At 48.1% G+C, this 13,487-nt stretch carries 8 protein-coding genes and 1 pseudogene; all 9 read right to left on the reverse strand.

From position 1 onward, the window contains the following. Positions 1-55: 55 nt before the first annotated feature. Complete coding sequence (locus tag ACFQ2I_RS06755; RefSeq protein ID WP_377562939.1) at positions 56-1,804, reverse strand: Rieske (2Fe-2S) protein; 1,749 nt, start codon at positions 1,802-1,804, stop codon at positions 56-58. A 145-nt stretch (positions 1,805-1,949) separates the two neighbouring features. Then, positions 1,950-2,750, reverse strand: coding sequence for an inositol monophosphatase family protein (locus ACFQ2I_RS06760; protein WP_377562940.1), 801 nt, complete (start codon positions 2,748-2,750; stop codon positions 1,950-1,952). A 498-nt stretch (positions 2,751-3,248) separates the two neighbouring features. After that, a complete protein-coding gene (locus ACFQ2I_RS06765; protein ID WP_377562942.1) occupies positions 3,249-3,833 on the reverse strand; it encodes a class I SAM-dependent methyltransferase in 585 nt (194 codons plus the stop codon). 59 nt (positions 3,834-3,892) lie between these two features. Further along, the gene (locus ACFQ2I_RS06770) at positions 3,893-4,432 is read right to left on the reverse strand and encodes an HAD-IIIA family hydrolase (RefSeq protein ID WP_377562943.1); all 540 of its coding nucleotides are present in this window, start codon (positions 4,430-4,432) and stop codon (positions 3,893-3,895) included. 23 nt (positions 4,433-4,455) lie between these two features. Further along, on the reverse strand, positions 4,456-5,196 hold the full coding sequence (pyrH, locus tag ACFQ2I_RS06775) for a UMP kinase (protein WP_377562944.1): 741 nt from the start codon (positions 5,194-5,196) through the stop codon (positions 4,456-4,458). 201 nt (positions 5,197-5,397) lie between these two features. Beyond that, positions 5,398-6,783: an extracellular solute-binding protein gene (locus ACFQ2I_RS06780; RefSeq protein WP_377562945.1), complete on the reverse strand. Its 1,386-nt coding sequence runs from the start codon at positions 6,781-6,783 to the stop codon at positions 5,398-5,400. A 138-nt stretch (positions 6,784-6,921) separates the two neighbouring features. Continuing rightward, positions 6,922-7,926, reverse strand: a complete 1,005-nt coding sequence (locus tag ACFQ2I_RS06785) for a zinc-dependent alcohol dehydrogenase (protein WP_377562996.1) — start codon at positions 7,924-7,926, stop codon at positions 6,922-6,924. A 33-nt stretch (positions 7,927-7,959) separates the two neighbouring features. Beyond that, complete coding sequence (locus tag ACFQ2I_RS06790; RefSeq protein ID WP_377562946.1) at positions 7,960-12,642, reverse strand: hypothetical protein; 4,683 nt, start codon at positions 12,640-12,642, stop codon at positions 7,960-7,962. A gap of 297 nt (positions 12,643-12,939) precedes the next feature. After that, positions 12,940-13,438 (reverse strand): annotated as a pseudogene (locus ACFQ2I_RS06795) (ArsB/NhaD family transporter); the annotation flags it as partial. Between the last annotated feature and the right edge of the window lie 49 nt (positions 13,439-13,487).

The following is a 13,487-nucleotide window of genomic DNA, read 5'->3' on the forward strand; positions in this document are numbered from 1 at the left end:
TATGTTGCTATTGAGAAAACATCTATCGAACCCTTTCGAAGATGAGCAACTGCACTCAATTGTTGCTTATCTCGGCATCTTCCTCAAATAGTCTTTCGCCGCGGAACAAACGCCATGCTATCTTGGTCGTGTGCGGCAATTCCCGTGCAGTTGGAGCGTGGGCCGCCAAGTATCGGGTGCATGCGAGCAAGCAAGTCTCCTTGGCCTGCTGAGCAAATGCATCGGAACGCTCATCCCAATGATCGAATTCGGCAACAGCCGCCTCATAAAGCTGAAAGGAGTGAAATTCGGCGTCCTCGCGAAGCAGACAAAGCCCAAATGTTCCAAGCAGCTTCTGCGGGTCCCGCTGTTCAGCAAGATAACCAGCTACCCAGCTTGCAGCTTCATTCACTTGTTGCCTGCGGTCCAGAATATCAAGCAATTCCTCTGATGTAAAATTGCGGCCGCTGGCAGGCTCTGGCTTCCTCGCTCGCGGCACATTAAGAAACCGGTCATGGTAAATGGCCATTGCTCCGTAAAAAAGCGCGCGATGGAGCAACGGTTCCTTCGAGCGGCGCAACCGCTCATGCACGGCGTGAGCATAAGTAAAGGTATGCAGCACGGCTAACCAATCGCTGAATTCATTCTGAGTGTGAAAGCGCACGATCCTTTCGGCCGCAGCGAGGCAGATTAATTGGGCCAGACGTTCGGGTGCCGCTCCTCCGATTAGAAGCTGGGTTATCTGTTCGATCGTCTCATTGGCTTTGTCGCTGAGTAATTGATCCACGAATGCTTGTTCATCTAACTGAACGGTTTGCTCCGATTTCGAGGGTTGATCAAACTTCTCGAAAGCAAGCTGAATCGGAGTTACCAGATCGACCGGCGTTTGCCAGTGATGTTGCTCTTCACTTCGGGTGGGAGCAGCGAGGAGCTGTACAAGTGAAGCGAGAACTGGCTTCGTGAGCGAGGTCCCCAAGCTTTCCAGCGCCTCAAATGCTTTATTATGGAAATCAAATGTATGGCCGCCGTCTAAATAAAAATGGTCTGTCACCGAAATCAACATCATGTCCGCTAGCTGTACGGGCGTAGCTCCCTTCTCTATGGCCGTCAGCAACACTTTCTCTGCCCCTTGGGTGTCACGCACCTCTATACAGTTGCGATACCACTCTACCAGTCTGTCTACGGATGCTTGCGAGGAAGGCAGTGCTCCTAGCAGGTGACGGGGAGCTCGACCGGAACTGGCTCTGGCTACGTGCACCAATCCGTGGTACAAGGCAAGAGTTTGGCCTAAAGTATCGAGCTTGGGGAGTATATTTCTCATTGCGGTCAAGATGGTCAGACCTGCTCCCCAGCCATTGCCTTGCGATGTACCGAATTTGACGCCGATCAAGACAATTTCATCAGTCGGGACTCCGGATTCGATTAACGCGATTACGGCCTTCGCAATAACAATTCCGATGTTCTGCTCTAGACCTTCCCGCAAACGTTGTTTAAGCTTCTCAACATTACTTACGTTCTTGGGTATCGAGTTGACCCAAACATCATCTTTCTCGATCTTGACGTCATATGCAGGTACGTCGTCCGCCCAAGGATCCAATGTTCCGCCGCTGCAGATGTCGAAGCGGGCATTGTGCCAGTGACAGGTCAAAATCCCATTGCAAACGCTTCCCAAATGAAGTGGAAAACCGAGATGCGGACATCGATTGTCAATTGCTCTTACTTCATCCTCATGGTAAAGAACAACGATCCCCCCTTTGATCACTTTTGAGTTTGCCTGCTTCAACTCCTCCACAGTGCCGGCGTAAATCCATTCCGTTGTCCCCATAACATCGCCTCCATCCTTGTCTTTTCTTTCAGTATACAGTATTTGCATGTTTTTGAGAGAATGATCAGTGCGAGATACCCCGTATGAAGTTGAAGTTAACCGTACTCCTACCTATCAATTTCAATCTCTATCAACTACTCATACCCTAAAACAATCCCTCTCTAACAATTGTTAATAAGTCTTCTCGATGATTAGGATGACATGCGATAAGATACGGCTCATCACACATACCGTTAAATGAATGGCCTTCAAAATCCATGACCACTCCGCTAGCCTCCTGCACCATTAATATCCCTGAGTACAGATCATCGCCTTCAGAATTATAAAGGACTATGCCATCGATATCTCCCTTGGCGAGCATGCACCATAGCAATGTCGGTGCCCAAAGCCTCAGCATCCTTTTGAAACGAATATCCAGGAATTGTCTGAGCTTGACTGCTCTGCTGTCGTTCTGCACCTTATGTCCTTGAATCCAGCCTATATTTCCCCTGGATAAGTCTGAATGATATTTCATATGTAGCGGACGATTGTTACAGATTGTGCCATGTCCTACAGCAGATACAAACAATCGGTCCGTCATTGGTTCGTAGACAACTCCCAGTACAGGCTCTCTTCTGTACATTAACGTTATAGAGGTAGTAAATACGGCTAAACCAATTGCAAAATTATTCGTACCATCCAGCGGATCAATTAACCACAACCAATCGCTCTCAGAACCTACTATACCCGCTTCTTCACTGTGGATCTGATGACTTGGGAATGCCGATTTTATAGCATGAATAATAATCTCTTCCGCAAGAAGATCTACCTCTGTGATCACATCCCCATACTCATCCTTCGTTTTCAAATCTACGAATCGATCAAATTTCGATTTTGCAATTTGTCCTGCTTGGCGAATCACTTGTACAGATAATTCTTTAGCAAGTTGAATAGTAGTTTGATCCATTCCACACCTCATTAATGTCATTAATTATTGATTTGCATTGAGAATGATCGAACTGCTTATTGTCCACATCATTAGGGCAAATGCTATCCCACATACGTATTCAATTCCATATCGGCATAAATAAAATTGCAGAAAATGAAATGAGTTCCTCCATGAGTACCTCCTGTTAACCATTTATACGTGTTTCGCAAATCAATCCAAGTATTTTATATTTAGCCAGATTTATTATTAACATCGTAAATTATATTACTGGCTACGCCATTATCGGTTTGGTTCCACAGCCCATTATGAAGGTCATCATGGCATATGACTCTTGAGAAGTTTGCACCTCCTCCGATATCCGATGCAGTAGTTCATATTCTTCAGAATGCAATATCCCCTTTTCATATAATAGTCTAAACCTTAACACATTAAATTGCTCCCTGAATCCTTCTAAGCCCAACAGATCGCTATGCTATAGAGTTGCATCGATATCGATATCTACATAACCTGCTGCGCTTAACAATCTGGGGAGTGAAGCCCTAAGTAACGATTTCCCCAATGAGCTTCCTGATACTTCGCAATCTTGGTTAAGATGGTATGTAGTGACTCTACCTGCGGATGAATGACACCGAAGATCCCATCGTCAACGTCAATGATAACGAGTTTCCCTCCAGGCTTCAGAACACGATATATTCCCTTAGCCACTTCCACAGGATGATGCAAATGTAAAAACAGCAGTCTGGCTATAGCAAAGTCGAAAGAATTGTCTGGAAGTTCAGTCTGGTATACGGATGCCTGAACCAATTGCACTCTTCCCTGTGGTATGCTGCTCAGTGTTTGAGTTGCCTTATCCATCAGAATGGGGTCTATTTCCAGAGGCGTAATCTGACTTTTTGGAAGATTTAACGCCAACTTCTCGGTAAAGTACCCAGGTCCGCTACCTAACTCTAAAATATCCATTCCGTTCTGGAGTCCATACCATTGCAAATTGCGATATTCCTTTTCCCATCCCATTTGTACTTGTATTTTTAGTCGCTCTATTTCGCGCTCTACTCCAAGACTGGATTTTTGAATACGATACGTCGAATCTCTATTTTGCACAACATCTCACCTCTTGTATGGCATTTTCCTCGTTTCAGACCCTTAATCCTTTCGACAATTTATTCAAGATCATTCTTCACAATCCATTTTGCCGCGTCTAAGAGATTCTTTGCCACATAGTCCGGCGTTGCTTGCTCATACCACTTCTGACGGTATTTTCCTAGGGAATCCTTGCCCCATCCTGTCTCTACAAGAATTCTTCTTGCTCCAACTGCGGCAGCTGCAAGCATATCCGTGGAACCCACATCGCCAATGACCACACATTGAGTCAGATCTAACTCATGCTCTTCTGCAGCTCGAAGCAGCATGCCGGGAAGCGGCTTGTGACAGTTACAGCCAACCTCTGGTTCATGAGGACATATATAAGCGGCATCGAATCCATAATTGTCGAACTCATGAATAAAATCCAACTCTGTAGCCTTCCCTTTAGATATATTGTGTTGATTCGTAAGTGCGAACAATTTGATCCCTGTGTTTCTTAATAGCTGCAATGCTTCTAAGCTTGAAGGATATAACTCAAAATCGCGTGGATGAATAAAATGACCATGTCCGCCCAAAGTACCGTCTCGATCTACAAAGGCGGCTTGTATGTTTGGCATGCTCGTTCCCCCCAATCTATCCTTTAATCTTCCAACTCCAGAACCGATTCGCCGCTAATCATCGTCCCGTTATTTTTCCCTTCACAGATTTCTCTCATCGACCCTGGCCGATCGAAGTTAAATACATGCATTGGCAGATGATAATCCCTGGCCAGAATGAAGGCGGATTGATCCATAATTTTCAGGTTATGCTTCAAGACGTCGTCATAGTGAAGGGATTTGAACATTCGTGCCTCTGCATCAAGTTTTGGGTCAGCGCTAAGAACACCGTTAACTCCCTGTTTGGCCACTAACAAAGCGTCACAGTGAACCTCTATTGCTCTCTGAACAGAAGGATAATCCGTTGTCACATAAGGCTGACCATTCCCCCCCGCAAAAATGACGATATATCCCTTTTCCAAATGATGAATAGCTCTAAGTCTAATATAGGGCTCTGCGACTGAGGTAATCGGAATTGCGGTCATGACACGAACTTCTTTGTTCGTTTTCGCTTTGAGCACGCCTCGCATCATTAAACTATTGATCACCGTCGCCAGCGTTCCGATATTATCGGCTTCAGCTCGTTCAATGCCCCAGCTCTCCGCCATCTGCCCTCTGAATATATTGCCGCCCCCGATGACTAGCGATACTTCCACTCCCAAGTTCACGACCGACATGATTTCATTCGCAATGTGCTCCAGGCTGGCCGGTTCGAAGCCGAATTCCGATTGTCCCGCTACCGCACCGCCACTAAGCTTAATGAGTACTCTTCTGTACCTTGACATCTGATACACCTCCATCAAATAAAAAAACACTAAAGCAATGATTGCTCTAGTGTTTCTAGAAAAGTGGAATATGAAAATGGATAGGTTGCCTGATAAGCCTTCCGCTTCCGCCTCATATCTCCACTCCTTCCATAATGTGTCGTCCATTTATTCTATATGGTCCTTACACATATTGCAAGATCATTCCGATTTCGCAGAAATCTACTTTTTGTTAAGCAACTCCTCCAGGCTCATCGCAAGCCTCTCTTTGCTCTTTAGACCCGACCAATACAGCTTGAGCTCTCTCAGCACATCATCATGCTGTGAGAGCTTCAGATGCGTTGATTTGAACGAGCTGAAGCTCCGAATAATTTCCTTATGCATCTGAAAGCGGGCAGGGCGCTTCAGTTCCGTGTCCCCCCTACTTTGCGCAGCATGCATGTGAGCAGGCAAGGTGAACGTCTTCTGTGCAATAACCTTCTGGACATCGGATGATATCAGGAAATCGATAAGCTGCTTCGCAGCTGCTTTCACTTTTGATCTGCTGTTCATGCACAACCCTACCGTGACTAGCATCGTTTGGTTAAAATCGTGAAGATACGGCAATGGCGCAACATCGAATTGAAAGGGGGCATCATTCAATTCGTTCATCGCGAAGTATGATGTCATAATGACGGACACCTGTCCGTCACGAAACATGCGCTCCGCATCTGCATGACTTGCCGAGAGCATAATCGGATACAGCTGTGGCGTATAGATCATATCCCACACTTTCTCTATGCCGTCCAGCATGCCGGAGTCTCTCACGCGGTATGTCCCATCAGCTTGCGGCAGGAATTTGGCACCGCTTTGAATTAGGAAGATGAACCAGCGATTGGGATTCGTAAGATGGAAATAAAAACCGAACCGTTCATTTTTAACCGCAAGTCTAGTGGAATATGCGATCAAATCATCCCAAGACCAGCTGCTGTCTGGCTCCGGAAGGTTCAGTTCGGAGAAATGTTCACGATTATAACATAAGATAATCGGAGAGTAAGCGAACGGTTGCGCATACAAGCTATCGCCATACTGGAACGGCTCACTTAGAAACGGATGCAGCTCCATATTCTTCTCTTGCGCCTCAAGCGCATCCAGTCCTTGCTTCTCCACGAACTCTTCAAATAGAAAATGGTTCACGGTGAAAACATCAATCATGCCATTATCTAAAAAATCTCGCATGTATTCATAATTGCTGTTTTTTGGAATTTGTACCGTTTGCACACGGATGTGCGGATACTTCCGATGAAATTCCGATAGTAAATAGGTCAGCTCCGTCTGGTCGTTCAATCGTTGGAGACAACCCAATCGAATAATCGTATGCGCTTCTTGCTCGGGAGCTTTGACGCGATTTCCAACTCTGGGGATTTTCTCGATTAGGCCTTCATCAACCAGAACGTCCAATCCTTTACGTACTGAATTATTGCTGATCTGAAATCGGTTGCTCAAATCCAGTTCAGACGGTAAGTAATCCCCTGCCGCATAGTCGCCAGATAATATATCTTCCCGCAGTTGCCTGATCATTCGATCCATTCTTATCCGAAATGTCTTCCTGCTCTGTTTATCGGACACGTTACCGCCCCCCTCCTCTAGCTATTTGCATCATACACAAACTTCAAAATCGTTTCAACATCTCTTCCGTTTGATTCCATGCTCAGGAAGCAAGGAAGAGCCGTCTTCATAAAGACGACCCTTCACGATCATGATGGATTATGCATCATAGGCAATGAGTCCACCCAATATATTCTGCGGCTCATGGGCATAGTCTGCATACAATTCATGCGCCCGGGATAGCGGGACCTGCTTCGTCAGCAATGATTCCACTGAAATAAGCTTCTCTGACAATAATCGGACATACTCCCCAATATTGCGTCCTTCTGTCCATCTGACATATCCGATCGGATAATCCATGCAATCCTGCTCATATTGACGATCGTAGCGCCCTGGTCCGCCTGCGCGGGAGATCAATACTCTCGCTTCCTTGCCGAACATCTTGGCCCTGGTAAATTCCGGAGCCATGTCTCCGACAATGATGATCGTTCCTCGATCTCTCAGCCAATCGAAGCTGGTATCGAATAAGTCCTTCTGCCGGCCTGCCGCACAATGGAACACCGCGTCAGCGCCTATTCCTCCTGTAGCTTCCATTACGGCGGACGATACTTCGTCGATATGGGAACAGATCGTGATCCCTTCTATGTCTTGCAGCAGCTTGCGTCTGGATGCCAGCAGATCAATCGCAACAACCTTGATCGCCGCCGCATGAGCAATACGTGCGACTAGTTGTCCTATCATTCCTAACCCAACGATGACAGCACACTCTCCGAACATTAAACCCGATTGTCGCAATGCGTGGATCGCTATGGCTCCTAATCCCGCTGAAGCAGCCGAGCGCATAGCTACATGCTCTGGAACAGGAACAACCAGATGCTTCGGAACGAGTAAATACTCGGAATGATTCACATATGGTGCGCCATAACAAGCTACAGTATGGCCTACCTGCAATGCAGGAACCTCATCGCCAACGTCAATCACTTGACCCGAAGCGCTATATCCCAGAGGATGTGGCTGCTCTGACTGTCTTCGGATCGCTGTGATCTCTGTACCGGGGCTAACCATGGAATAATGAGTTTGCACCAGGACGTAGTGGGGCTTAATGACTGGGCGCTCTTTCTCGACGATAATTACTTCGCCTTGTTGTGTTGCGATGGATTTCATCAATGTGGTTTCCTCCGTTGTCTAGTTCATTGCTTACTTGCGTATATATACATCTCCGTTCTCCAATACGATCCAAGGATGAGTATGGCCGTCGCTAACCGGAATACCGATGATCCTTTCGCGGAACCTGACGGATTCCACGAGATCGCCATTCGTGCTAACGGTATAGAGCATGCCTTGATCATCCGCTGCCAAGTAATTCGCCATGCCTTGGCCATCCCGATCCCATCCTTCGACGTCAATGACTCTGCCTCCCAAGGATTGTCTGAAGCGAATTGTTCCATCATCGCGAAGCGCATACAGCTGATAGCCGTCCGTTCCTGCGAGCAGCTCAAGCGAGCCGTCTTGATCATAATCGCCGTGGGTCAAATCATTGACCTCTCCGCCGACATTCAACTTCCACAATTGATTCAATCCGGAAGCTGAGCGCACGATCCAGTGCACCTGATTCTGCTTCGTGCCAAGGAAGAACGCGGCCCTGCCTTCTTCCGCCCAATCTGGGATAGCATCGACTACCTTCCAGCCCGGCCCCTCTGAACCGCCTGCACGACCGAAGTTGCCTTCATTCCAATACACATAGCTACTGTATTCCATCCCGATTAGTCCTTCTTCCTTGCCGTCCCCATCCGCATCGGCGAACGCCATATCGTCAATGCCATAATGAGACAATACCGATTCGCTTACCACTTCGCCGGCTGAATTCAGCCCGTACAAATACCTGAATTGCGTGCCGACCATTATGAGAGGTTCGGCATCCATGCCGTTCACATTCGCCACTCTGACATTCGTAATACCAAGTAAATTTCCTTTTCGTTCGGCATGGGCTGGATCGCTCGGGAACTCCCTTCTCCACAGCTCCGCGCCATTCCTATCTATCGCATGTACGAACCAATTCTCTGTTGCGGCGAATACAGTAGGAGCACCGTTCACCATCTGTAAGCTAACCTCATTAATTCTTCCCGCAGCTTGGAAGGACCACAATTGGACCCCTGACCGATTGATCGCTGCCACGGTGCCAGCTTGACTGCCGATGATCACATCATCCATGCCATCACCGTCTACATCACCGATCGCGCTGTGGGTGATTTCCTCCTTAAACTCGACAATTCGCTTCCAGTCCTTATGCGGATTGTCGTTCGAGGTCTTCTCCTTGTGCCAATCGCCAGGCCTTCCCGGCCTTGTCACATCGCGAATAAGACTGTTCTGCTCTCTTCTCGTCCAATTCGCTACACCTTCTTGAAGCGGCTCTTCTCTTACTTGCTCGCCCGATTCATTATAACGCGCCACTTCCTTCTTGGTCGAATAGGCGGACCATTGGCCATTGGCAACGTTTAATCGGAACACGACAGGCTCGGTGAAGTTCAGCGCCTCGCCATTCACATTCATCTCCGTGACGCCCGCAGCCAGCAGCATATCATTCGTCATCCAATGAAATTCAGCATTGCTTGCCAGTTCGCTGGCCGTTATAGAACCTGTTACGGCCCACGCTGGAGATGAATCCTCCCTTTGCAACTGAATCGTTTGCTCATTGATTCTTCTGGCATTCACTGTGCCCTCTTCGTTCTTATGACTGGAGAGCACATTAATGAATTGGGAAGTTTCCCCAGACGCATAGACACTCTCCTGCTTCACCTCCGTCAGCACCGTTTCCGTATCGGCATAGGGATACGGATAGTCGGACTTCCAATACTTCTTGAAGTGACCGTACCTTTCATGTGTGCGCAGCTCCGATTCATCCAAGCTCTGCAGAACCATGTTGACGCCGTCTTGCTCTACTTGGAAGCGATTGCGGACAATGTCCGTCGAGCCGAGTGCTTGCCAAGTATTTTGTAACAGGTAATCACCATCTTCCCTGGCGGTCAGATCGTCTAGGATGAGATAATATTCACCGTCCGGACTGAAGATCGTCCGATCCCAGTCCATCCCATTATAGTCAGGGACGCGGCTGCGGCTTAACGCCAGTCCATCTATATCTGCGACCCACTTCAATTCCGCAAGCGGCGGCTTGGCGAGCTGGACGCCATCCTTCACGATCACAATACCGCTATGATGCTGCGGCGTCTTCTCGATATAGTCGCGATCGGTCAGGAATATGCGGCCATTGGCACTGTATTCCAGAATGGCGTTGCCATCCTGATGCCCATGCGCCCCTGCAGATAATCCGTCAAGCACCAGATAGCTATCATCCGTACCGAAGCCGTAGCGGAACGCGAGCTTATGGAAGGATAGCTCAAGAGGCACGCCGACATTCTCGTTCTCCTGCAGATGATCGTATAAGCCCTGATCCATCGGATAAGCGCTTACCTTGCGCGACTCCTCTTCGGAAGGTTCTTCTCCCAGTGTCGGGAATGCCATATAACGGTGAATCGGATAATCTAGATCGCCCATTTTTTGCCCGGGGAACACACCCGTATTCGCTTTCTCCTGCAAGTATTGATAGAGCGGATTCCCATAGAACCAAGCGGCGGCATTCATCACTTGCGAATGTCCCCAGGAGTATGCGTTGCTGTAGCCGAATGGATACGTATCCCCGCCTCCGGCCATGGAGCCGAGATTATTCATCATCATAGCGTTCAGATCGGCACTCGGGCGCAATGTTCTCGTCAAGTAGGTCAGATCTCCAGTCGCCATACCATAATCAATATTCGTCATCGGGACATGCATCAAGTAATCGGAGCCTTCATCCAAGCCGATCAGCGTCGTATTATTTCTGAAGATGCGATCGCCGATCGCCTTCCATTGCACAGCCTCAGGCAGCTGATGATAACGCTGGAAGTAATCCGCAGCGACCACGATAGACAGTGCAGGGAATACTTCGTGGTTGTAGCGTGCCCCCGATTCTTCGGCTGCGGTCAAGTAATGCGTAACCGAATTGGCTTCGAATGTTAAGTATAGCGCGGACAAGATCTGCTTGCGATCCATTGTCGAGAATAAGGGGAAAGCCTCAAGAACAGCCCAGTTATTGATTAATGAATCAGACGATGTCCACATATTCCGCCAAAAATTCAGCTGTTGCTGCGCCTGAGCAGGATAAGTATTCAAAAAATTGGCATAACCCTTTAATGTCTTCCGGTATACTTCCCCAATACCGGGATCCGCTGTTAGCAGGTAATACTCACCATAAGCCGCAACGGACTTAAGCAACTCGTACAATGCATTCGCATCCTCTTCATTGCTTGTCGTCGGCGCTAATTGCGACAGCATGACATCCACCTCGGCGAGCAGCTCAGCGATCTTCTCTTCGCTTACGTCCGCTCCGTACATGAAATACGAAGCTGTCTGCTCGGACATCCGAATGTCCGCCAGCCAAGGAATAACCGCTTCATTGCCTTCAGCCGCATGCTCAAGCAGGCGATCGACTGCCGCATTCGCGCCGCTTAGATCGCTCGCGGCCATCAGTACCGTATTGCCGCCCATGCCGAAGGGATCGACGATCGTCTGCAGACGATATCCGCCCTCTCCCGGGTAGATGGCATCTTCGTAAGACATCTGCATGCCATACAGTCTGGAGATCTGCCAGTTGTTCCCAAGACTGCCGAGCAGGAGTGTATGTCCTTCCCAACCCTCTTCGAACTTGGCCTGATCAGGCGCGACCACCTCAATATTCACGCCGCCCAGTGAACGAAGTCCATCCGCCAATCGGTTGCCAAGCTGCGTCCATGCTTCATCTTCCGGGACAACGATAGTTAATGTCTCCAGAGGTGTAGACCGATTCAACAGCCTTGGGGCTATGTGCTTATAAGGCGGCACATCGTTCTCGTCATAGATGGTGACGTCCGCTTGTCCTTGAACGCCTCCATATGAGGCGGTGATAACGGCTTCTCCTGCAGACACGCCTGTTATCCCATTACTGTCGATCATGGCAACACCAGGATTATCCGATAACAGAGCAGGCTCTCCCTGCAACGTCTTCAAGCCGCTGCCGGCATATTCGCCCAGCACGTTCACATCGATACTCTGCCCGACTGGTAGTTGAATAACAGAGGGATAGAATTGCAAGCTTTGCAGCTCACCAGTGCCATTCAGCGCTTCGTCACGAATTCGCACTTGATCGACATAGAACGTTCCCGTGCGATTACTCATCGTGACGAATCGGAGCCGGTTTGCGGAAGCAATGTCCGTTTGCTTGAATGCGGTATCCTTCTTCAACATAAGCAGATTCTGATCGTCAAAAATATAAAGGGTCTTCTTTTGTTCCGCTGCATCGAAGTCAATCCGGAAGCGATACCATTGATTCAATGCATATTGCAATTCCGAATAAATTCGCTCAGAACCATCAAAGTATTCGAAGTTCCCATAATTCGTAAAACCGAACCATTCCAGTTGCTTCACAGCACTCGTCTTTTGCTCAAGCAACGTAACCATTCGGTTTTTGGTTTCGGCTTTCGCCCACCATTCCACAAATCCCCTCTCAATCGGGGCGAACTCATACGCTGCATTTTCTGCTGTTACTGTGCTATCATCGACGATTCTAATGCTGTTCACTCCGCTTACGGCATATACGGCGTCTGTCACCGTAACGCCCTGTGAGGCATGCCAACCGAACTGACCATCCAAGGGACCGACATGAAAGCTCTCGAAATCGGTGGAATACTCTCCTGTGACTTCCTCTTCCGGTTCATCAAATGCAGTTAAGACTGGTGTGATCAGCATTGCAACGAGCATCCAGCACAACAGTTGTTGCCAGCGCTTCCCCTTGCCTTTTCTTTGATCCATCATCTCATCCTCCCATCGTTTCATTGAACTCTCACTACTTGACAGGAAATCCACATCTGCATAATATCTGATTGATATAATCATTATATTTTTGTCTTGCAAGCGCTGTCAACCTATTATTTTTCACTTCTGCATATTATCTAATTGATTTATTTCATTTCACATGTTCAATTAAATACTCACTCTTTCATATCAAAAAACCACATTCATGCTGAATGTGGTCCGTATCTGCCTTAATTAAACGACAGCTCAAGGCGCTTCTTTTACCAGCTTCCAGGTTTGTATCGTAGCGTTATTCCTCGAGGCGAGCAGGAATATGAAGGCTGCGATGCCTGCCATCACCGATACCGGTATGGCAAGCCATTCACTGACGAAGTACGCCAGCAACAGCGCAGCCAAGATAACCCAAGCCAGCTTGAACAACCGCCTATCTTTAATGGCTTCCGTCGGTCTCTTCAGCTCTGCGAAGTTGTAGCTCGCCGGAAGGCTTCTCCTGAAGAACAGATAGAGTACAATCAGGCTTGCCATGATGGAGAACAAGTAGCCCGTTCCCGCGTGCCAGCCTAGCCATGTGAAGCGCGGACCATTCAAAAAAGCCAATTGCATCAAGGATAAGAGAGATGATGATGATCGCCACAAAAGCAAGTGTAGCGTTCCAGACGATGCCGGCAACGGTGCCTACATCTTCGAAGCTCACCACGCCGAAAAGCAGCGCAAGAAGCGCCCCGACTGTTGCCGACTGATATGCTCCCATTATAGTAGACAGTAGAAAAAACAAAACCTCTACTTCTACCATGATGGGAGTTTTTGCTTTGTCAAAAAGGAGTCCAGTTTCATTAGATGTA

Origin of the sequence: Paenibacillus chungangensis, assembly GCF_042675905.1 — a bacterium.
GTDB lineage: Bacteria > Bacillota > Bacilli > Paenibacillales > Paenibacillaceae > Pristimantibacillus > Pristimantibacillus chungangensis.

Excerpts from the sequence above, each read along its gene's own strand:
- ACFQ2I_RS06755 (WP_377562939.1), bottom strand. The coding sequence starts at position 1,804 with ATGGGGACAACGGAATGGATTTACGCCGGCACTGTGGAGGAGTTGAAG.
- ACFQ2I_RS06785 (WP_377562996.1), bottom strand. The coding sequence starts at position 7,926 with ATGAAATCCATCGCAACACAACAAGGCGAAGTAATTATCGTCGAGAAA.
- pyrH (WP_377562944.1), bottom strand. The coding sequence starts at position 5,196 with ATGTCAAGGTACAGAAGAGTACTCATTAAGCTTAGTGGCGGTGCGGTA.
- ACFQ2I_RS06790 (WP_377562946.1), bottom strand. The coding sequence starts at position 12,642 with ATGGATCAAAGAAAAGGCAAGGGGAAGCGCTGGCAACAACTGTTGTGC.
- ACFQ2I_RS06760 (WP_377562940.1), bottom strand. The coding sequence starts at position 2,750 with ATGGATCAAACTACTATTCAACTTGCTAAAGAATTATCTGTACAAGTG.
- ACFQ2I_RS06770 (WP_377562943.1), bottom strand. The coding sequence starts at position 4,432 with ATGCCAAACATACAAGCCGCCTTTGTAGATCGAGACGGTACTTTGGGC.